Raw genomic sequence first — 22,116 nt, forward strand, 5'->3', positions numbered from 1 at the left:
TGCGTTTCGAATTCTTTTATTTAGTTGAAGAGGTTCACAAGGTTGTTCCTCTAAGGTAAAATGAAATTGCAAGGAATATTACAAAAAATAGGAGGGGAATGGTGTGAAGGTATTTATCCAATATTCAGTTATCTTTGGTATTTTCGTGCTTCTTTTTACATCTATTGGTCTTCAAAACCTAGACGCTGCATCACAGTCAACCACAATTGATCCGTTAATTGAAGAGGGTATAGGAGAAGGATTAAGTGAATTTGAAGTAATCATAACCTTTCATGGAGATGAAGAACCGACAGAAGAAAATATAATTTTACTAGAAAGTATAGGTATTACTGAAGGGGTTTCGTTGTCTTCCCTTCCAATGGTAGCGGCAATATTAACCGGAAATCAGATTAGAACACTACAAAATCATGATTCAGTTCGATCTATTTATTTAAATTCAGAACTAGAATACTTCAACGAGGATTCAACGAATATTACCGGGGTAGATAAAGTACGAACGGATAATGACTTCCGAGAACAAAATGGGGGGATGCCTGTATATGGTGAAGGTATAGGTGTAGTTGTTAATGATAGTGGAGTCGATGGAACTCATCAAGATCATGCTTTTGGTAATCATCTAGTTCAAAATGTTATGGCGAACGTGAATCTGAATAGTCTATCCCCTGAACTATTACCTATCACCTATTTGGAGAATGTACCAAACACTGACACGAATTCAGGACATGGTACACATGTAGCAGGGACAGTGGGTGGAACAGGGGAGATGTCAGGTGGAAAGTATGAAGGTGTAGCTCCTGGTGCAGACTTAATTGGTTATGGATCAGGCGCAGCCCTGTTTATATTGGATGCCATTGGAGGTTTTGATTATGCTATAACCCATCAAACAGAGTATAACATCCGTGTCATTACCAATTCGTGGGGTTCTTCTGGAGACTTTGATCCAGACAATCCTATAAATATTGCAAGTAAGAAAGCGCATGACCGTGGTATTACAGTTTTATTTGCAGCTGGAAACTCTGGTCCTGGGGAAAATACACATAATCCCTACGCAAAAGCTCCATGGGTAATATCTGTTGCTGCAGGAGATAAAGATGGAACATTAGCAGACTTTTCATCACGTGGAACAAAGGATGCTGGTGGTACTTTTGAAATGAATGGTGAAACTTGGACATGGAAGGACGAACCGACTATAACTGCACCAGGTGTTGATATAATCTCCACAAGAGTAATAGCACCTGTTTCTACACTAGCAATAGACAAGGATGCAGAATTAATCGATCCTGCACATGTACCGTATTATACAACAATGAGTGGAACATCCATGGCAACCCCCCATGTGGCTGGTATTGTTGCGTTGATGCTGGAGGCGAATCCATTATTATCTCCGGCAGAAGTGAAAGAATTACTACAACAAACAGCAACAAATATGCCAGGATATGAATCTTGGGAAGTTGGTGCCGGATATGTTAACGCTTATGCAGCAGTAGATGTAGCATTTGATACATCAAAAGACTATGGAAGCACAGTTAATATGTTTCAAACGTTTAACAGTGATGTAGAATCTAGTACATCTACAGAAGAATTTGAGGTAGATTATAATCCTTTGACAGATGTTTCAGATAATCAGTACACATTTGAAGTAGAAGAAGGATTAGGTAGTCTTATAGCAAAGGTAGATGCAGAGGGGTTACTTAGTCTGACAGGTAACCCGGTTAATTTAGTATTAATCGCCCCGGATGGAACAGAATATAGTTCAGGAATAAGTATCCTATTTACACTCTATGGGGATAGAACGGTGTCAGTGAATGCGCCTATGGCTGGCACGTGGAAAGTTGAACTCCGCGGTCTAAGAGGTATTGAGGACAATCCTTTTGGTACTGCTTTACCTGAAACAGTTCAAGGTACGTTAGCCTTTACGGAGGTAAGTGGTTATTCAGGATTAGATGATATAGAGGGACATCCTGCTTCTGCAGCAATTAAAATGGGAGTATCAGAGCGTCTTATTGATGGGTACTCCAACGGTAAGTATAAGCCAGATCACATTTTAAAAAGGGGGGAATTGGCACAATATTTAGTAATGGGAGCTGGAATTCGCCAATCCCTCACCAATGAAGAAGGAGAATCTCCATTTATATCATCAGTTCTTATACAAGGTGCAGCATTAAAAGATGCAGAACAAGACCAAGATGGGGTTATGTTGTCGAACAGTAACGAAGATTTCAATGAGAATCAAGGTGTCATCAGAGCAGAACTTGCTTATTCTCTTGTGCAAAGTCTTGGACTTCAGAATATGGCTCAAGAAACGGACGGTGAAGTTACGGTACAATATGGGGACGAAAGAGTTGTTATTGAAGACGCAGCGGATATACCGGAAGAATTAAAAGGATATGTACAAGTTGCATTAGATTTGAATATTATAAATGCATATTTTGATGTGGAACAAAATCCTTATGACCTTGAACCGACCGTTACAGCAACTTTTTCACCGCTTGAGGAAGTCACACGTGGAGATTTTGCCGTAGCGATAACACGCTTTTACAATGCATTTTTGAATAATTAATGTTTCTAAGACCAGCTTTATTAGAAAATTGCTGGTCTTTTCTTTTTACCTGTAGATATTATTTCTAAACTGTAGCAGGAATAATTAACAAGGTCTGCATAATAAGTTATTCTTTTCAGTTATGATAATCAATTTGTATTATCTTTCCAAGAAACTCGGTGCTATGCTTTACATGAGGAGGGGAAAGATATGAGTTTTCGCTATGTATGTATTGATCATGTTCAACTAGCTGCCCCGGCTGGCGGTGAGGAAGCAGCGAGAAAATTTTATCAGGATTTACTTGGTTTTCAGGAAGTAGAAAAACCTGCTTTATTAAAGAAAAATGGTGGGGTATGGTTCCAGGCAGGAACAGTACATATTCATATTGGGATGGAGAAGCCATTTACACCTGCTAAAAAGGCACACCCAGCCATACGAGTTAAAAACATTGAAAAGATGAAAGCATACCTAATAGAGAATCAGATTGAATTTCAAGAGGATCATAAATTGCCTGGAACTGTCCGTTTTTATTTATCAGATCCATTTGGGAACCGAATGGAGTTTTTAGAATGAGAGCAAGATTAACTCATCGCTTTCAGATGAAGACAGCAGCATTAGTATTCAGCATGTATGTTGATTGGTTTAATTGTTGGGACAATTGTAGCTGCATTTATGGGGGAAAGTTGATTTTACTGCTGTAACAGTAGCGTCCTATTTCCATATGGCACAGCCATTCCGGTAATTGTCATTCTATTCAGATTGGTTTTGAAATAGAGGTAATCCATACTTTAGACAGGAATATACTAAATTAAGGTTAACTTTATAGTGGGGAATAGAATGAGAAAAAGAATTTTGAAGATAATAGCTATCATTTTTGCAAGTATTATTACTGCTTATCTTGGCTGGATTGATATAATTAATAGAGAAATATAATGTGGATAATATTATTATTTTACACGGAAATTCTATGGTGCTTCCACTGTACTGTTGACAAGTGGAGAAGGATCTGCCACCCGAGGTAAAAAGGCATCATAGCAGATAATAGCTATACAACCGTCAAAGAAGAGTTGCCCTTTCAATTAATACATCTTTATAATCTGCCAGCATTTCCATTACTTGATTTGACAAGCTGGATGACCAAGATTCGGTCAGGCTTTAAGTTTGACGAGGCATCAGTAATTGATCAAGTTAAAAATAATACGTTGCCATTTCTCATGTTCATGGGGAAGAGAATGAACTAGTTCCAGTAGATATGGCTTACCAATCGTATGAAGCAGCGGGTGGAGATAAGGAACTTTGAATTGTTCCTGGAGCAGGTCACACGGACGCATGTGAAGTGGCTACAATAGAATATCAGGAAAGGTTATTACACTTTTTAGAGAAACTAACAGATTAAAAAACTGCTAATCCATTGATTAGCAGCCCTAATTACCACTAGAAACCTTCTTTATGGTGAGTACCTTTTTCCGGTTTTTAAATGAGGAATTCATACTATGTAGGATCATTCCGACAATCACAAGCCCCATTCCAATGAAGGATAATAAGCTTGGTATCGGCAAACTTAAAAATAACACTTCCCCAATTAAGGCAAATATTACTTCCCCGGACTGTGTTGCCTCTACGCCAGCGAGTTTCTGATTATCATGACGAACCAGTTCTGTAGCATAGAAGAATAAGGCCGTTGCGACTATACCGGAAGATACAGCAACGATCAACGTTTGCATTATTTGACTAGGAGTGGGCAGCCCATGGGCAATTCCTCCGTAGATGGATAAAAGCACCCAAAACGGAAGCGATGCAATCGTCATCCCAAGAATTCGCTCAAATGTATTTAACTCTCCGTTAACGACTTGCATCATTTTTCGATTACCAAGTGGATAGGCAAATGCAGAAATGATTAATGGAACCACACATAAGATAACACTTATGATTGTCACCGATGAAGTATGGTCCATTTGCATAATGAATACACCGATTAGAATGATGAAGGAGATTAGTATACTTTGAACAGGTATTCGTTGCTTTTTGTTTTTATCCAAAAAAGGAACGAGCAGAGACCCCGCAACAATCGTTAGCTGAAAGGTTGCTGCCACAAGCCATCCTGGACCATACACTGTTGCGAACGTCAGTGGTGCATAAAATAGACCGAAACCCACTGTACTCCAAACAAGCCATGGTAATGGATTATTTTTTAAATGCAGTAATACGGTTTTGACATTTTGCTGATATCCGACAATGATCAGTAGAATTGGCAGCATAAACATAAATCGTAATGATGCACTCCACACCCAGCTGCCACCTTCCAATTCCATGGAACGGTTCAGTACAAACGTCACAGAAAAAAACAATGCCCCTAAAAGTCCAATTAAAATTGCCTTCATACAATCACCCCACAAATAAAGCAGCTATTACCTATCATAGCAGAAATTGGAGTGGAATGATGGAAAATTGCCAAAATTATATATTAAATTTTAAATACATACATAAAGGATGCTCTTGTTTTCATATAATGGAAAGAATGTGCGTATGCCCTGATAGAGAGTGTTCAAAAAGTCCGGTGAAAAGGACACATCTATATAGGGGACCTTCTACTAAAACCGCCCACGTCCTTGAAAAAGAAAAACACTTTTTCTGCGTGCGATGTACCGCTGACGAAGTGTTCCTTGTCCTGTGGGCAACGTAGAAGTCACCACAACACGCGCAAGCTCGTTGGCTCGCTTTTCCGTTGCTCACGTATTAACTGCATACGTTCCGCTACTCAAAGCTTCGCCGCCTCGAACTTCTCGGTCCTTTTCATCCTCCTTTTTGAACACACACTTATAGGCTGTATTTATAAAAGAAAATGCAGGAAGATAGAGATTTTTGACGAATAATATAGATATAGTTCTACAGGCGCATTTCAGGGAAAAGGAGCGTGTAACCATTGAATAGTATGTCGGAAAGTTTTTGGAGTCTATATATTACTATTTTCTCACTAGCATTCATAACTAGCGTGGTTTACTGGGTTATCCGAAGATATAGTCCATTAGCAGCTATTGCGTTAATATTATCCCCACTTTTACCATTAGTAGCCTTTGTCTATACGGTGCAGAGAACCTCAGGAAACGAATATGAATATTTGAGGGAGCAACTTCAATCAAATGATTGGCTCGCTATTTCTTTAACTGTCGGATATGTTTATATCGCATCATGGTTACTATTCGTCCTCGTAGATGTATGTATAAAAATAGGCAAGATACCATACGTGAATGAAAAGCTAAAATGGTTTTGGAATAAATGCCATTATTATGTAGACCTTGTTTTTCATTGGATTCGTGATAAGTGGCCCGGTATGAAAAAAACAGAGAAGGAAACGTATGAAGAACCAAAAAGAGAAAGTCAATGAAAGAAGGTAGCATACTAATGAAAAATCCAACACTTCCATTAACACAAAGAGAACGAACAAATTTACGGAAAGCAAAAGTGAAGTTAGCGGAAATTGCTGATATAGAACTGGATCTCCTAAAAGCAGTTTTGGATACGACGCTGAATCGTGCAAAAGAACTTAAGGCACTTGCTGTTTTTCAGCGCATTCCGTCCATTGGCTATCATCTTGCAGATAAACTTGTATATCAGGTGAATCTGTATTCACTGGAAGAAGTAAAGACAAAGGATGCTGCAAAATTATTGGATCAACTGGAAATAAAATTAGGTGTATGGACAGATCCTTGTGTGGAAGATCAATTACGCTGTGTTATTCATTATGCTAATCATCCGGACTTCCCGAAACCTTGGTATGAATTCACAGGAGAAAGAAAGCGTTTTCGCTCATTGAATGGCTATCCGAGCACCAGACCGGCCAAAGCATGGAATGAATAGTTCTCTAATAAACGGTACTTAGAATAGAGGAAGGTCTTGCTTCAGGTGAAGAGAAACTTATAGAGGATGTTCAAAAAGTCCGGTGAAAAGGACACATCGATAGAGGACCTTATACTAAAACCGCCCACGTCCTGTGGGCAACGTAGAAGTCACCACATCCTGTGGAAGCTCGTTGGCTTGCTTTTCCGTTGCTCACGTATTAACTGCATACGTTCCGCTACTCAAAGCTTCACCGCCTCGAACTTCTCGGTCCTTTTCATCCTCCTTTTTGAACACGCACTTATAAATGTTTACACTGATAGGAAGTTTTACTTTATTGAATCTATCGAGATCTTAAGACGGGTTCTTGAACTTTGCCGCGAATGAGTGCAAGGGCTATAAGCCAATTATATGAGTTCATCTCATATTGTGTGGGAAACCGGTAAGGCATTGCAGATGGTTACTTGGCAGTTAAGTTAGGAGGATAACATGCGATATATATCGGAGTTTACCTTTTCATTTATGGTTACTTTCGTTTTGTTGTTATTCTTTAATGACCTTATATTCACTGTTCTATCTGCACCTTTTACTTTCTTATTAAATGTATTAGAAATAGATGTTGGATCGGAAGCAGGTATCTTTTTTCAGCTATTATTTTTAATTGGGCTGTTTGCTTTTTTGTATATCGTGATAAAAAAAATAAGATGGTTTATGGATAGACAAAAATTCCCCTTATTTTGGTTGAATTTTGCCAACCTTATTATTCTACTAGTCATTACTCATGCTATGGCTGCTCCGTACTTTTATACAGATAACTATCTAAAAGCTAAAGGAAATGAGTTAGTTCATGATTATTATCAATTATTTGAGGGAGGCATTACGGATGCAGAGATGGCTGAAATTGCAGAAAAGACACTTGTCATGGGAAAAAGGAGAACAATTGAGTATGACTATCCAACAACTGCATTACAGAAAATTGAAGATGAAGATATTACACGAAAGCCTCATCATTTTCTCTATCATGTTGTTCTTACTGAAGTAGTCGATACCGGAAATGGACCTAAAGAGCATACCGTAGAATACATCTTTACGATTAAATGGGAGAAATACCGATTTCTAATTAATGGGATAGAATATGTTGGATAGTCCACTGTTTACTGAATCACTTCCTTATAAAGGCAAACATACAATAGATAAACGGCAAAAGGAGTGTATATAGTGGTAAGGTATGTGTGGGGTGTGGACTCGTCGACCAATGTAACACCAGAGCTATTAAGCTGTGTTGAAAATAATTATGGGAGGCCGGTATTTTGGGCGCGGTATTTGACAACCGTACCAAATGCATCAGAAGGACTTACGACAGAAGAGATCAATTTTTTAAGGGGAGAAAACATTAAAATACTCCCTATATACAATGACTTTAGGGAAGCTGTTGGTTACAGACAAGGAGCAGTAGCATCTGCAAATGCAACATTTCATGCTGCGAGGTTAGGGTTTCCTAGGGGAACTTATATTTTTGCAAATGTAGAGAGATTTTTTAATGTAGATCCTGCTTGGATAAGAGGATGGGTGGAATCCATGTATAACAGTGGATACAAAGTTGGAATCTACAACGACCCGGTAGAAGGTGATTTTGATGAAGCATTCTGTCAGGCTGCAAGAGAAAATAACCAAGTTCAAATCCAGTCTGTTTTATGGAGTGCAGAACCGGAGATTGGAACCACCTCGCCAAACCAGGCTCCTTCCTTCAATCCCGAAACTCCAAACTGTGAAAGCAATGTATGGTTATGGCAGTATGGAAGAGATTCAGAAGCATGCCCTATTGATACCAATCTTGCAGATGATCGCATATTGCCTTCCCTTTGGTAGTGGCAGTCTAAAGCTGTGCAATGGGTTAAACAATCCAGGTAAGCCTCTGATCAGATATCATCTATCTGGTTCAAATTTACTATACGTGCGTGTTCAAAAAGGAGGATGAAAAGGATCGGTCGGCTAAGATCGCAACGTCCTGGGACTGCGGTTACTCGTTCCACCGAAAACATTTGTTGCGAACGCCGACACTAGCACGTCCTGTGCGCCCTAAAGTTCGAGGTGGCGAAGCTTTGAGTAGCGGGCCCCGAGCGTGTTGTGGTGACTTCTACGTTGCCCACAAGAAAGGAACACTTCGTTAGCGATACATCGCACGCAGAAAAAGTGTTTTTCTTTTTCAAGGACGTGGGCGGTTTTAGTAGAGGTCCCCTATATAGATGTGTCATTTTCACCGGACTTTTTGAACATCCTCCATACGGAAATAATGGCTTGTTCCTGGATTGTTTTCGCTATAAGACGGACAAGGTATAGAAGCTACAAAACCGAGAACACTAAAGATGTTTTGTAAGGTAAGTTATGTCATAAACAGGCGGATAAAGTAAAAAAAATTAATCCTCAAACGACAGAAATAGACCTATCATAACGAATTAAAATAATAGATGAAATGATACTCATTGGAGAAATCCAGAATATAGATAGTGAGTGATATTTTTGTGTGAAAAAGTAGTGTCCTTTCCTCCTGTATTGCCGGAACACCCTAAAGTACTTATCCTGGGTTCGATGCCAAGTGTTCAATCACTGGAAAAGCAACAGTATTATGGAAATCCCCGGAATCATTTTTGGCCGATATTATTTGAATTGTTTGGCGTTGAGGAAATAAAGGAATATGATAAACGAATTGAATTTGCAAAGCAACATGGAATTGCTTTGTGGGATACGATTGCTGCTTGTTACCGGGAAGGGAGTTTGGATGCTTCGATTTCAGATGAGGAACCAAATGATATTTTAGGGATCGTAAAGAATTATCCAACCTTGCGACTGATTGCCTGTAATGGGACAAAGGCCTATGAAACCTTTCAAAAGAACTTCGATACCAAAGAATTGGAACAGGTTCACGTCATGAAAATGCCTTCCACGAGTCCGATCCCTGGGCGTTATACTAAAACCTTTGCTGAAAAAGTACAAGCCTGGCGGGAGATTTTAAATCATATATGAGCAGGTTCCTCAATAAGATATATAGTGTGTTAAAATAATGCGGCGGGGTACAGGAAACGAGCCGTAAGTTCCGCCAACTTACGGCTCGTACAGAGTCCTGCAACATTAGGCTACTCGTTTATCAGGGTTTCCCGAAAAAAAGTAATCACTTAAACCAGACGGTAAATAGTGAATTACTTTTTTTCTTGGCTGTTCACAATTAACAACACGAGCGTCGCAAATCCCAGCATTAACTCAATGGTTTTGTCAATTGGAATCAATCGCTTCAACCCCTTTCATCAGGGTTTAAGCAACCAAATGTTTTTTATCTTGCAGGACCTGTTCTATATATTATACTATATCTAACTTAATAACTGTTTAAATAATCAGAAAATGAGAGAATAATACTAGGAGAAATCTTGCAAAGCAATGTTAACAATAGAGAAATTTCCTAGTAATTTTTGGTTTCTGTTATAAAATGCCTACCAGAAATTAGGAGATTTGGATGTGTCTTAGCTGATTATGTTATCTTAATAGCATCCTATCACTTTGGAAGGTATAAAGTTTTTTCCGCATGATGTCCACTTTTAATCCAGTGATTCCACTTGGGTGACATTCTAATAGCTTCGTCGGAAGAACACCAATTCCTGCTCAAGCCTAGCCGTCCATTTACCTTTAGTAATCGATTGCTTTCCGATCCAATCAACAATCTAAATAGCAATGATAATAATATAAGTTGATTAGTTGAAAATCTAGCTTAGTGAATTTACGGAGCGGTAGAGAAGATACACCCATCATCTTGTTTTCTTATTGCGATGAATAGGAGATTTACGTATAATCAGGATAAATTTAAGTTCAGTTAGCTAAATAAAAGGGAATATGACAGTAATGGGAGGTTTTCAAATGAGGAAACATATCGTATTACAGACTGATTTTGGTTTAAGTGATGGTGCAGTTAGTGCAATGTATGGTGTTGCCTTATCGGTGGATCCTTGGCTCCAATTATTTGACTTAACACATGATATTCCTCCTTTCCACATTTGGGAAGCTTCCTACAGACTATACCAAACCATTGATTATTGGCCAGAAGACACGGTGTTTGTATCGGTTGTTGACCCAGGGGTAGGTACAGATCGCTTAAGTGTTGTAGTGAAAACAGAAAAGAATCAATATGTTGTTACTCCTGACAATGGTACGTTAACCCATATTAAGGATAGCGTAGGAATTATGGAAGCACGTGTGATTGATGAGAAAGTGAATCGATTGCCAAACTCTGGAGAATCCTATACTTTTCATGGCCGGGATGTCTATATTTATACTGCCGCCAGACTTGCCTCTGGAATCATTACCTTTGAAGAGGTTGGGCCTGAACACGATGTTAAAGATTTGGTTTTGCTTCCACTTAATGAAATGGCAGTGAAGGATGGGGTCATTACAGGCAATATTGATATTTTGGATGTTCGATTTGGTAACCTTTGGACAAATATAGATCGGCATGTATTTAAAGAGGCTGGCATTCACTATGGGGATTTTTTGGAAGTAACGATTGAAAATAATCAACGGCATCTATATAAAAATATGATCAAATTTGGAAGGTCGTTTGCTGACAGTCGTTTAGGGGAGCCACTTTTGTTTGTGAATTCCCTTGATAAAATTGGTGTCGCCATTAATCAGGGATCATTTGCCAAGGCATATCATATAGAAACAGGGGCGAACTGGAAAATAAGTTTTCGGAAAGTGGAAATGTAATAAGACATTTCCTTAGTGTAGGTACAACACCAACTTAGCATTTAAAGTTAGTCAGGAATTGATATCTAATATAGCATAAAATTCCTCTGAAAAAACTTCAATCTTATAGAAAAACAGTCATCAAAAAGCTAAACTCTCTGCATATGCAGGGGGTTATTTTATTGCAAAAAAGTCAATGATTATTACTATAAACTACCATTTATAATGCCTTTCACTTGTCGAATTTTCTAGTATAATGGAACTATAATGCATTGAAGGGGGCGGATTGGTGAAAAAGAAATTTTGGGCTAGAATATTTATTGGACTATTAATTATTTTATTCATCATAAATTTTGCGATTGGTTTTTATTTATATGATTTAGCCATTGAAAGAAATGTAAAAGACTTCCTTGTTGGTAATGAAGATTTGGAAGTTTCGGCGGAAGCAATGGAAGTATTTACAGCAGGCGGTTGGCGGGATTGGGTAAGAGACCAGGATTTTGAAGAGTGGGAAATGGAGTCCTTTGATCATCTCACCCTTCAAGGTTATTTTCTTGAAGCAAAAGAGCCTACCAATAAAACAGTAGTATTCACTCACGGCTACTTGGGACGTGCGAGCGACATGGGGTTATTTGGCCAATATTATTACGAAAACCTCGGATATAATATGTTTACTGCTGACATGAGAGGGCATGGCAATAGTGAAGGAGATTACATTGGATTCGGCTGGCATGATCGACTGGATTTGGTTGATTGGGTAAACCGTATCGTTGATGAACTGGGAGAAGATACGGAGATAGTCCTCCATGGCGTTTCTATGGGAGCAGCAACGGTTTTAATGGCAAGTGGGGAAGATCTTCCTGATAATGTAAAAGCGATTGTAGCAGATAGTCCTTATTCCAATGTATATGATCTGTTTGCTTACCAGCTGGAACGGATGTTTAACTTGCCGGAAGTGCCTATTTTACCAACAACGGGACTTGTTACAAGTATCAAAGCTGGGTATAACTTTAAGGAATCTTCCGCATTGAATCAAGTAAGGAAAGCAGAAGTTCCAATATTATATATCCATGGCGGCCGAGATTCATTTGTTCCAACCGTAATGACAGAAGAATTACTAGCAAATACGAATAGCGAAGCAGAGTTATTGATTGTTGATGGTGCGGGTCATGGAGAGTCGATTGTATTGGACAAGGAAACGTATTTAAAGAAGTTAACTGGATTTTTGAATACGTATGTAGATTGACGAAAAATGTTTTTTTGATTTAATTAACTGGCTCTAAGGTCCCCGCTTTAAGAATTCAGGATACTTCAAGAATGATAAGCGGGGGACGTCAGGCAGTAAACTTTAAGTACAATTAGTCACAGATAAATTACATATGAGCTCTATATAATAATCCTGGAGTAACTATAAATTTATAATTTCAGCAAAATTGCTAGTATGTTCTTTTTTTACGTTAGGAAAGCCCTTTTCGTAAGTTTTGCTGCTTTTTATATTCGCAGTTGATATAGACTCCTGACTAATGAAAATTCCTATCATGATGATCTCGCTTGTTCTAATGATGATAGCGTGCATTCATTCGCTCCGGCAGAATACTTACGGTTCGTGGGCACGACCTAAAGTCTCATCAAGGAAAACCGTAAGTGCGCCTCTAGTCTTCTATTAACGCTCCGTAGTTGGCTTCCTCGGCGCAAGGGAACAAAGGAGATTACTCAAGTAGTACCCGCGCTGCTAAAGTCTAGACACGAGTGATAAATGCCATCTAATGGTTGATATCCCGCATACACTGGTTGAAATGTGCTTTCTTTGTGTTGATATTTTGCACAACGGTCGACATCTGCTTCTTTATGGTACCCGCAGAAGTCGCAGTGTATTTCCGCAGCCGTAGTATTATCTCAAATTAAACTAATTCGCATTCTATATATTTAGTGAAAAAACAACAAACTTTTAGAATAACGGACAGGCACACAGAATTAGTTAAAATCTTAAAGTCCAAAGTATAAAAACTATATCAAGTATAAATTTAAACGCATGGGTTTCATTCACCTTGCGTTTTTTATATTATTCATTTATCCGCTATGTTCGTTTGTGTATTCGGTTTTATACATGTTTTATGCAAAGGTATAAGATTTTTTCCAAAATTTTATGCATAAATATAAATATTTTTTTATAAATATACTTGCATAAATAAACAGATAAAACTATAATAATGAATAATTCAAAAAATCGAAAGGGAGTTTATACATTGAAGAATGTAGCAATTATTGGTGGAACGGGATATGGTGCAGTTGAATTAATTCGATTACTTCAATCACACCAGTTTATGCATATAAAAAAAATTATTTCGAATTCACAGCATGGCGAGCAAATTGCATCTTTTTATCCACATTTAACGGAATTTTTTGATGATCCGATGGAAGAATTAGAGATTGAAAGGTTAAAAGAAGAAGCAGATATTATCTTTTTTGCTACCCCAGCTGGTGTTGCGAAAGAGCTGGTACCACAATTCCGTGGATCAAATGTACAGTGCATTGACTTATCCGGAGATTTGCGGTTAAACTCCCGTGATGAATATCAAAAATGGTATGGAAAGGAAGCAGCACCACAGGAAACATTGGATGAAGCAGTGTATGGGCTGGCGGAAATTTATAAGGAACAGATTAAACATGCAAAAATTATCTCCAATCCAGGGTGCTTTCCAACATCTGCATTGCTCGGACTGATTCCGGCAGTTGAGCATCAACTTATTTCGAAACAATCGATTGTTATTGATGGGAAAACAGGGGTATCTGGTGCAGGAAGAAAACAATCAGCAATGACCCATTATTCTGAGACGAATGAGAATGTGAAGCCATATAAAATTGGGAAACATCAGCATATACCAGAGATTGACGCTTATTTATCTGAAGCTGCAAATGAATCGATTACTACAACTTTTACGACCCATCTCATTCCAATGACACGTGGATTGATCTGTACGATGTATGGTCAACTGAAGAAACCTATGACAACCGCTGAGGTTATCGATTTATATCAATCTTTCTATGAATCTCACTCATTCGTACGGGTAAGAAAAGAGGGCGTATTCCCAACCACGAAGGAAGTTCATGGAAGCAATTTTTGTGATATTGGGATATATGTGGATGAACGTACGAATCAATTAATCATTGAATCTGCCATTGACAATCTAGTAAAAGGGGCAGCAGGGCAGGCAATCCAGAATGCAAATGTTATGAATGGTTGGGATGAGGAGCACGGAATTTATCACATTCCAATTTTTCCATAAGAGGAAAGGATGAAAAACTTGATTGAAGCAAAAGCAAAAAACATGATTGTTCTGAAGGATGGTCATGTTACAAGTCCAAAAGGTTATATTGCTGGGGGAGTACATTGCGGGTTACGAAAGAAAAAACTGGATTTCGGCTGGATTCATTCTGAAGTGCCGGCAGCGGCAGCGGGGGTATATACGGTAAATGCCTTTCAAGCTGCACCATTACAAGTTACCAAAAATAGCCTGGAGAAAATGAATACAATTCAAACGATCATTGTTAATTCGGCAAATGCCAATTCCTTTACAGGCGAACAAGGATATCAGGATGCCTTGGAGATGCAAAAGCAGGCTGCAGAGAAAATGATGGTTGAAGTGGATCATGTTGCAGTCGCATCCACTGGCATTATTGGCGAAACATTGCCAATGAACAAAATCCATGAGGGGATAGACTCGATGGTAGAGTCCAGTCACTTGGCGGCGGAAAGGTTTGAACAGGCAATTTTAACGACGGATACGGTAACGAAGCATATTGCTGTGGAATTGGAAATTGACGATAAAACGATTACCATTGGCGGGGCAGCCAAAGGTTCAGGAATGATTCACCCGAATATGGCGACAATGCTTGGATTTATAACAACCGATGCAGCAGTGGATGTAAACAGTTTACAGCATGCATTACGCAATACGACGGATGATACCTTTAATATGATTACCGTTGACGGTGATTCCAGCACGAATGATATGGTACTTGTTTTAGCTAATGGAATGCAGGGCAACCAAGTATTAAATGAAAACCATCCACAATGGGGCGAATTTGTGGAAGCATTGCAATTTGTTAGTCAAGAACTAGCGAAGAAAATTGCCAAGGACGGAGAGGGAGCAACGAAACTGATTGAGGTAAATGTATCAGGTGCCGTTTCCGAAACAGCTGCAAGACAAGTGGCAAAAGCAGTGATATCTTCCAATCTCGTGAAAACAGCGGTTTATGGGTCTGATCCAAACTGGGGACGAATTATATGTGCAGTTGGATACAGTGAACAGCCGGTACTGCCTGATAAGATATGTGTTTCTCTTGGAGACATTGAAGTGGTGAAAGATGGTGCTGTTCTGTACTTTGATGAAACGGAGGCAAGTCAATATCTGCAGCAAGAAGCGGTAACAATTAACATTCATTTGCAACATGGAGAACATGAAGCAACTGCCTGGGGCTGTGACTTAACTTATGATTATGTCAAAATAAATGCTTCGTATCGGACGTGAGGTGAGAAAAAGTGGATACTATCATACTGAAAATAGGTGGCAGTGTTTTTGAAAAGCTTTCAGCAAGCTTTTACAAGACAGTGGTTGATTTGAAACAGTCCAAGGTTTGTCATCCCATCATTGTTCATGGTGGAGGACCGGAGATTAATCAGGCATTAAAACAGGCCAATGTGGAAACTCCTTTTGTGGACGGTCTGCGTGTGACAACAGAAGAAGTATTGAAAATTGCGGAAATGGTCATGAGCGGTTCCATTAATAAACGAATGGTTGCCAAGATTCAGCAAGCAGGTGGTACTGCATTTGGATTAAGTGGAGTAGATGGATCACTTTTACAAACAGAACCAGTGGATCATTCTGGGAAATTAGGCTTCGTAGGCCAAGTGAAGAAAGTAAATGATGCCTGGCTTAAGTTAATCATGGACCAGGGAGGAATTCCGGTAATTTCGCCGATTGGGGTGGATGAATCAGCTACTCGCTATAACATCAATGGAGATATGGCAGCTGCAGGAGTAGCAAGTGTGATGAAAGGTAAACTGATTTTTATTAGTGATATTCCAGGCGTCATGGAGACGATCCAGGATAAAAAAGTTATTCATTCGAAACTATCCAAAACTCAAATCGATTCGATGATTTCCTCCGGGGTTATCTATGGCGGCATGATTCCAAAAGTGCGTTCGGCTGTAAATGCCTTATCTGGTGGCGTTACAGAATCTGTTATTATCAATGGTTTATCACCGAATGATTTGAAGGATTATATGAAAGGCCAAGTAGTCGGGACAAAAATTATGATGGGAGAGGTCCAGCATGTCTAATCTAGCTGTAGAAAACAATCAGTCAGCAATCATGAACACATACAGCCGATTTCCAGTAAAATTGGTAAAAGGAAAAGGCAGCTATGTTTGGGATGATAAGGGGAATACATTTTTAGATTACACGTCCGGTATTGCAACCTGTAATCTTGGGCATGTTCCAGAACAGGTACAAAGTAAACTAAAAGAACAGCTGGATTTGCTTTGGCACTGTTCGAATTTATATGGAATCCCAAACCAGGAAAAATTGGCAGAATTATTAACCACGAACAGTACTTTTGATCAAGTCTTTTTCTGTAATAGTGGTGCAGAAGCGAATGAAGCGGCAATTAAGCTCGCTAAGAAGTATGCAAAAGACCAGGGGAATCCGGAGCGAACGGAAATCGTTACCTTTAAAAATTCGTTTCATGGACGTACGGGAATAACGATGGCAGCAACGGCACAGGAAAAAATCCATCAAGGGTTTACCCCATTAACACAAGGATTTCGCTATTTATCTCTTAATGATTATCATGCATTAAGTGAGATAGACAATGGAAAAACAACCGCTGTCCTACTTGAAATGGTTCAAGGGGAAGGTGGAGTTCTTCCTGCCGATAAAAACTGGATGAAGGAACTTGAAAAAGTGTGCAAAGAAAATGACATTCTGCTTATGATTGATGAGGTTCAAACAGGAATGGGCCGAACAGGTTCATTATTTGCTTACGAACAGTATGGAATCGAAGCTGATGTGATGACATTGGCAAAAGGATTAGGTTCAGGGGTACCGATTGGCGCTATGCTCGCTAATAACAAAGCAGGAGCGTCGTTTCAACCGGGAACCCATGGCAGCACATTTGGTGGAAATCCACTTGCAGCAAGTGCTGGCATTGCAACGATGGAAAGTCTCCTTAAAGAAGATTTTCTTACAGAAGTGAAAGCAAAAAGCAGCTGGTTTTATGATGAATTGACTAAATTACAACAAGACTTTCAGGTGGTTGAGGAAGTACGAGGACTCGGCTTCTTAGTTGGCATACAACTGTCAGAAAAAGCGGGACCTTGGATAAAACAATTTCGGGAAAAGGGCATTTTAGTGTTAGCAGCAGGTGCAAACGTATTACGCGTTTTACCTCCACTAACAACAACAAAAGAAGAATTGAAACAATTTGTGAATACTTTCCATGAATTATTAACAGAAACGGAGGAAATTACTTCATGACAAAAGGATATCTCGTGTTAGAGACAGGTGAAGTATTCGAAGGGGATTGGCTTGGAGCAGAAAGTGATACAGAAGGTGAAGTCGTTTTTAATACGAGTATGACTGGATACCAGGAAATGATGACAGATCCATCCTATGCAGGGCAAATTTTAACATTCTGCTATCCGATTATCGGCAGCTATGGCGTGAATGAGGTAGATGATGAGAGCGCAAAGCTTACTGTTTCAGCAGTCATTATCAATGACGTATGTGAAGAGCCGAGCCATTATCAATCTACTTCATCCGTTTCAGAGCAATTGAAAAAAGCAGATATTCCAGGGTTAGCCAATGTGGATACCCGCTCCCTTGTCGCTGCTATACGAAAGCATAAGACAGTGAAGGGGAAAATTACTCAAATAAAAGAAAAGCATATGGAACTGAAAGATTGGAACAACAAGGATACCGTCAAATTGGTTGAGGATGTTTCCGTAAAAGAGTCTGAAATACATGGAGATGGTGCGTATCATGTTGTCCTTGTAGATTTTGGTTACAAGAAATCAATCATAAACGCGTTGCTAAAGGAAGATTGTAAAGTAACGATTGTTCCATATAACACTTCTTTTGAAACCATTCAATCACTAAAGCCGGATGGAATCTTACTAAGCAATGGACCAGGGGATCCGATGGAACTAAAACATGTATTTCCAACGGTCAAAGCATTAACAGAAAACTTTCCAACGCTTGGAATTTGCCTTGGGCACCAGCTTATTGCTTTAGCATATGGGGGAAAAACAGAGAAACTGCCATTTGGACATCGTGGAGGAAATCATCCAGTCAAGGATTTACAAACTGGAAAGGTACGGATGACCTCGCAAAACCATGGTTATGTTGTGGTAGAAGAGAGTTTAGATAAGAATGCATTCCAAGTTCTATTTAGAAATGTCAACGATAAATCTGTGGAAGGAATAAAACATATTCATTTGCCTGTTCTATCTGTTCAGTTCCATCCTGAGGCACATCCAGGGCCAAGTGATACAGAATATATTTTCATGGAATTCATTCATCAGGTAATTACTTCTGGAGGGAAGAAATATGTCGAAGCATAACACATTAAAGAAGGTTCTTGTGATCGGATCAGGACCAATTGTCATCGGGCAAGCTGCAGAATTTGATTATGCAGGTACGCAAGCTTGCCTAGCACTGAAAGAAGAGGGAATTGAAGTCGTACTGGTTAACAATAATCCGGCAACAATTATGACCGATGAAAGCATCGCCGATCATGTTTATATGGAACCATTAACTGTTCCATCATTGGAAAAGATTATTTCCAAAGAAAAGCCAGATGGTCTAATTGGTACGCTGGGTGGCCAAACTGGATTAAATCTTACGGTACAGCTTCATGAAAAAGGAATTTTAGAAAAATACAATGTAGAGTTGTTAGGTACTTCGGTTTCCTCCATACAAAAGGGAGAGGACCGGGAAAAATTCCGACAGCTTATGATTGATATCAACGAGCCCATTGCCGAGTCTAAAATTGTGGAAACCGTGGAAGAAGGCCTGGAATTTATTAAGGAAATTGGCTTTCCGGTCATTTTGCGTCCTGCCTATACACTTGGCGGGGAAGGCGGCGGTTTTGCCTATAATGAAGAGGAATTTAAAGGTCTTTTAGAAAATGGATTAAAGCTGAGTCCGATTCATCAAGTGTTAGTGGAAAAAAGTATCAAAGGCTGGAAAGAAGTAGAATATGAAGTGATGCGTGATGCCAATGATACCTGTATCATCGTTTGTAATATGGAAAACATGGACCCTGTTGGTGTTCACACCGGTGATTCCATTGTAGTAGCACCATCACAAACACTGTCAGATGTAGAATATCAAATGCTGCGTTCTTCTTCTTTAAAAGTTATACGTGCATTGGATGTAGTGGGAGGATGTAATATTCAGTTTGCATTACATCCAGAATCCAAAGAATACTGCATTATCGAGGTAAACCCACGGGTGAGCAGATCTTCTGCATTGGCATCCAAAGCAACTGGTTACCCAATTGCCCGGATTGCAGCGAAATGTGCCATTGGCCAGAATTTAGATGAAATTATCAATCCGATTACCGGAAATACTTACGCATCCTTTGAGCCAGCATTAGATTATGTTGTGGTAAAGCTTCCACGTTTCCCATTTGATAAATTTACCGAAGCAGACCGCACACTTGGTACACAAATGAAGGCAACAGGAGAAGTCATGGCGATGGACCGTACATTTGAAGGAGCGTTGAATAAGGCAGTTAGATCCTTGGAGATGAATGTTTATAGTCTTGCTTGGCCTGGAATGGATGAGAAGTCAGAGGAAGAGCTTTTAGAATTGTTGACGAATCCGAATGATTTACGGTTATTTGCCATTGCCGAAGCGTTTCAGCGTGGAATGGGAATGGATCAGTTAATGAATATCACGAACATTGATTATTGGTTTTTACGGAAAGTGGAGCGGATATTGGAATGTGAAAAAGCCTTATCAGCATTTGACTGGCCAAATATACCTGCCGAGAAAGTAGTGGAAGCCAAACGCTTTAATATCAGTGATCACCGTATCGCTGAACTTGTCGGCACCACAGCAAAAGAGCTACGCCAATTTTATAAGAAAATGGACCTGCAGCCGGCATATAAATTGGTAGATACCTGTGCAGGGGAATTTGACGCGTTGACACCGTATTACTACTCCACTTGGCATGGAAAAGATGAAGTGGAAACAACTCAAAATGCGAAGAAAATTTTAGTATTAGGCTCTGGTCCGATTCGAATCGGACAAGGGGTGGAATTTGACTATTGCTCTGTCCATGCAGCATGGGCAGTAAAGGAAATGGGATACGAAGCGGTTGTCATTAATAATAACCCGGAAACCGTCAGTACGGATTATTCGGTTGCAGATAGTTTGTATTTTGAACCCCTTGCATTAGAAGATGTGCTTGCTGTAGTCGAAAAGGAAAAGGTAGAAGGTGTGTTGATTCAATTTGGCGGTCAAACCGCGATTAACTTAGCAAATGATTTGAAAGACGAAGGAATTCATGTATTCGGAACGTTGCCGGAACATATTGATCAGATGGAAGACAGGGAACAGTTTTATGAGGTGTTAAACCAATTAAATATTCCTCATATTGCCGGACATATTGTTCACTCTTTAGAGGAACTTTCTGAATCTGCCTATCAATTAGGATTTCCGGTTCTCATTCGTCCATCCTATGTCATCGGTGGGCAATCCATGTTTATTTGTAACAGTGAAAAAGAATTATACAGCTATGTATCACGTATCCAAAAAGATACCAATGACCGCTGCTGGCCATTATTAATCGATCAATACTTGCCAGGAGTAGAATGTGAGATTGATGTTATCAGTGACGGAAACGACATTGTTGTACCGGGAATCTTTGAACATATTGAAAAAGCAGGTGTCCATTCTGGAGACAGTATGAGTGTATTCCCACCGATTTCTTTATCTGATGAGGTAAAAGAAGAACTAATAGAAATGGCTAAGCAAATTAGCCGTACCGTTCCGATTGTCGGTATGATGAACATCCAGTTTGTCATTCACGATGATGTCATCTATGTACTGGAGGTAAATCCAAGATCATCACGGACCATTCCGGTTATGAGTAAAGTGACAGGCATCCCAATGATTGAGTGGGCAGTCAAAGCGCAATTAGGTGTTCCTTTGCGACAGATTACGAAGGAGTTTAATTTATTGCCGGAACCTACTTATTACACAGTGAAATCCCCGGTGTTCTCAGCAAGCAAGCTAAAAGGGGTAGACCATGTTTTAGGACCGGAAATGAAGTCAACGGGAGAAATCATTGGTTTAGGCTATTCGAAAAATGAGGCGTTGAAAAAAGTTGCCTCATACATTGGTGATTTACAGAAAGTGGATCAGGTTTTTGTTTCGGTCTCGGATCGTTTAAAAGAAGAGAGTGTTTCTCTAGTGCGTAAATTTGCTGAATCAGGAGCTGAGATTATTGCAACAGAAGGAACGGCGAGATTTTTAGAATCAAAAGATATCCATGCAAATTCGATTGCCAATGATAAGGGTGAAATTTTGAACTATTGGCAGACTAAAACACCGGATGTCGTGTTAAATATTCCGAATCAAGGAAGAGAAAAAGAAAAGATTGGTTTCTATATACGCGAGCTAGCGGTTAGATATCAGACACCATATTTTACGAGCTTGGAAACGTTGGATGTAATGGTAGATTGCTATAATTGTAAAGAAGAAGAGGAAAGTCTTCTTTCCCTTCAGGAACATTTAGGACATAATGAAATAAAAATTGGTTAATGATGGAGCGAGGGCACTTAGGGTTGCCCTCGTTTTTTGGTTGGTAGAAGTGACCGAGATCGGTAATCGATTGTTGGTGTGAAGTTATCGATCGTTGGAGAGATATATCAACCTTTAGAGGGAATATATCAACCATAAAGGAGAAGAAATCGACCGTTGCGCAAAATATCAACA

At 39.4% G+C, this 22,116-nt stretch carries 16 protein-coding genes; 15 read left to right on the forward strand and 1 reads right to left on the reverse strand.

All coding sequences use genetic code 11. The features are described from left to right. The first annotated feature begins 103 nt into the window (after positions 1-103). Positions 104-2,560, forward strand: coding sequence for a S8 family serine peptidase (locus GMJ66_RS02335; protein ID WP_231514789.1), 2,457 nt, complete (start codon positions 104-106; stop codon positions 2,558-2,560). A gap of 189 nt (positions 2,561-2,749) precedes the next feature. Next, positions 2,750-3,112 carry a VOC family protein gene (locus tag GMJ66_RS02340; RefSeq protein WP_156288737.1) on the forward strand — a complete coding sequence of 121 codons (363 nt, stop codon included), beginning with the start codon at positions 2,750-2,752 and terminating at the stop codon, positions 3,110-3,112. 851 nt (positions 3,113-3,963) lie between these two features. On the opposite strand, the gene GMJ66_RS02345 is transcribed toward GMJ66_RS02340, so the two are convergent. Next, on the reverse strand, positions 3,964-4,920 hold the full coding sequence (locus GMJ66_RS02345) for a DMT family transporter (protein WP_156288738.1): 957 nt from the start codon (positions 4,918-4,920) through the stop codon (positions 3,964-3,966). A 542-nt stretch (positions 4,921-5,462) separates the two neighbouring features. On the opposite strand from GMJ66_RS02345, the gene GMJ66_RS02350 reads away from it, so the two are divergent. The 13 genes from GMJ66_RS02350 (at position 5,463) to carB (ending at position 21,942) form a co-directional block, all read left to right on the forward strand. Beyond that, a complete protein-coding gene (locus GMJ66_RS02350) occupies positions 5,463-5,924 on the forward strand; it encodes a hypothetical protein (RefSeq protein ID WP_156288739.1) in 462 nt (153 codons plus the stop codon). 17 nt (positions 5,925-5,941) lie between these two features. Next, positions 5,942-6,397, forward strand: coding sequence for a helix-hairpin-helix domain-containing protein (locus GMJ66_RS02355; protein WP_231514790.1), 456 nt, complete (start codon positions 5,942-5,944; stop codon positions 6,395-6,397). 468 nt (positions 6,398-6,865) lie between these two features. Next, positions 6,866-7,522 carry a hypothetical protein gene (locus tag GMJ66_RS02360; RefSeq protein ID WP_156288741.1) on the forward strand — a complete coding sequence of 219 codons (657 nt, stop codon included), beginning with the start codon at positions 6,866-6,868 and terminating at the stop codon, positions 7,520-7,522. A gap of 72 nt (positions 7,523-7,594) precedes the next feature. Beyond that, positions 7,595-8,245: a glycoside hydrolase domain-containing protein gene (locus GMJ66_RS02365; RefSeq protein WP_156288742.1), complete on the forward strand. Its 651-nt coding sequence runs from the start codon at positions 7,595-7,597 to the stop codon at positions 8,243-8,245. A 642-nt stretch (positions 8,246-8,887) separates the two neighbouring features. Continuing rightward, positions 8,888-9,400: a DNA-deoxyinosine glycosylase gene (locus GMJ66_RS02370; protein ID WP_331279652.1), complete on the forward strand. Its 513-nt coding sequence runs from the start codon at positions 8,888-8,890 to the stop codon at positions 9,398-9,400. A gap of 882 nt (positions 9,401-10,282) precedes the next feature. Then, the gene (locus GMJ66_RS02375) at positions 10,283-11,128 is read left to right on the forward strand and encodes an SAM hydrolase/SAM-dependent halogenase family protein (RefSeq protein ID WP_156288744.1); all 846 of its coding nucleotides are present in this window, start codon (positions 10,283-10,285) and stop codon (positions 11,126-11,128) included. 265 nt (positions 11,129-11,393) lie between these two features. Then, positions 11,394-12,353 carry an alpha/beta hydrolase gene (locus tag GMJ66_RS02380; RefSeq protein WP_407939183.1) on the forward strand — a complete coding sequence of 320 codons (960 nt, stop codon included), beginning with the start codon at positions 11,394-11,396 and terminating at the stop codon, positions 12,351-12,353. A 1,000-nt stretch (positions 12,354-13,353) separates the two neighbouring features. After that, positions 13,354-14,394: an N-acetyl-gamma-glutamyl-phosphate reductase gene (argC, locus tag GMJ66_RS02385; RefSeq protein WP_156288746.1), complete on the forward strand. Its 1,041-nt coding sequence runs from the start codon at positions 13,354-13,356 to the stop codon at positions 14,392-14,394. Positions 14,395-14,403: 9 nt separating this feature from the next. Continuing rightward, the gene (gene argJ / locus GMJ66_RS02390) at positions 14,404-15,639 is read left to right on the forward strand and encodes a bifunctional ornithine acetyltransferase/N-acetylglutamate synthase (RefSeq protein ID WP_156288747.1); all 1,236 of its coding nucleotides are present in this window, start codon (positions 14,404-14,406) and stop codon (positions 15,637-15,639) included. Positions 15,640-15,650: 11 nt separating this feature from the next. After that, positions 15,651-16,451: an acetylglutamate kinase gene (gene argB, locus GMJ66_RS02395; RefSeq protein ID WP_156288748.1), complete on the forward strand. Its 801-nt coding sequence runs from the start codon at positions 15,651-15,653 to the stop codon at positions 16,449-16,451. Next, on the forward strand, positions 16,444-17,646 hold the full coding sequence (locus GMJ66_RS02400; protein WP_156288749.1) for an acetylornithine transaminase: 1,203 nt from the start codon (positions 16,444-16,446) through the stop codon (positions 17,644-17,646). Before argB ends, GMJ66_RS02400 begins: the two co-directional genes overlap by 8 nt. Further along, a complete protein-coding gene (locus GMJ66_RS02405; RefSeq protein WP_156288750.1) occupies positions 17,643-18,731 on the forward strand; it encodes a carbamoyl phosphate synthase small subunit in 1,089 nt (362 codons plus the stop codon). Before GMJ66_RS02400 ends, GMJ66_RS02405 begins: the two co-directional genes overlap by 4 nt. After that, the gene (gene carB / locus GMJ66_RS02410; protein ID WP_156288751.1) at positions 18,718-21,942 is read left to right on the forward strand and encodes a carbamoyl-phosphate synthase (glutamine-hydrolyzing) large subunit; all 3,225 of its coding nucleotides are present in this window, start codon (positions 18,718-18,720) and stop codon (positions 21,940-21,942) included. Before GMJ66_RS02405 ends, carB begins: the two co-directional genes overlap by 14 nt. Positions 21,943-22,116: the final 174 nt, after the last annotated feature.

Origin of the sequence: Oceanobacillus salinisoli (assembly GCF_009733865.1) — a bacterium.
Lineage (GTDB): Bacteria > Bacillota > Bacilli > Bacillales > Amphibacillaceae > Oceanobacillus > Oceanobacillus salinisoli.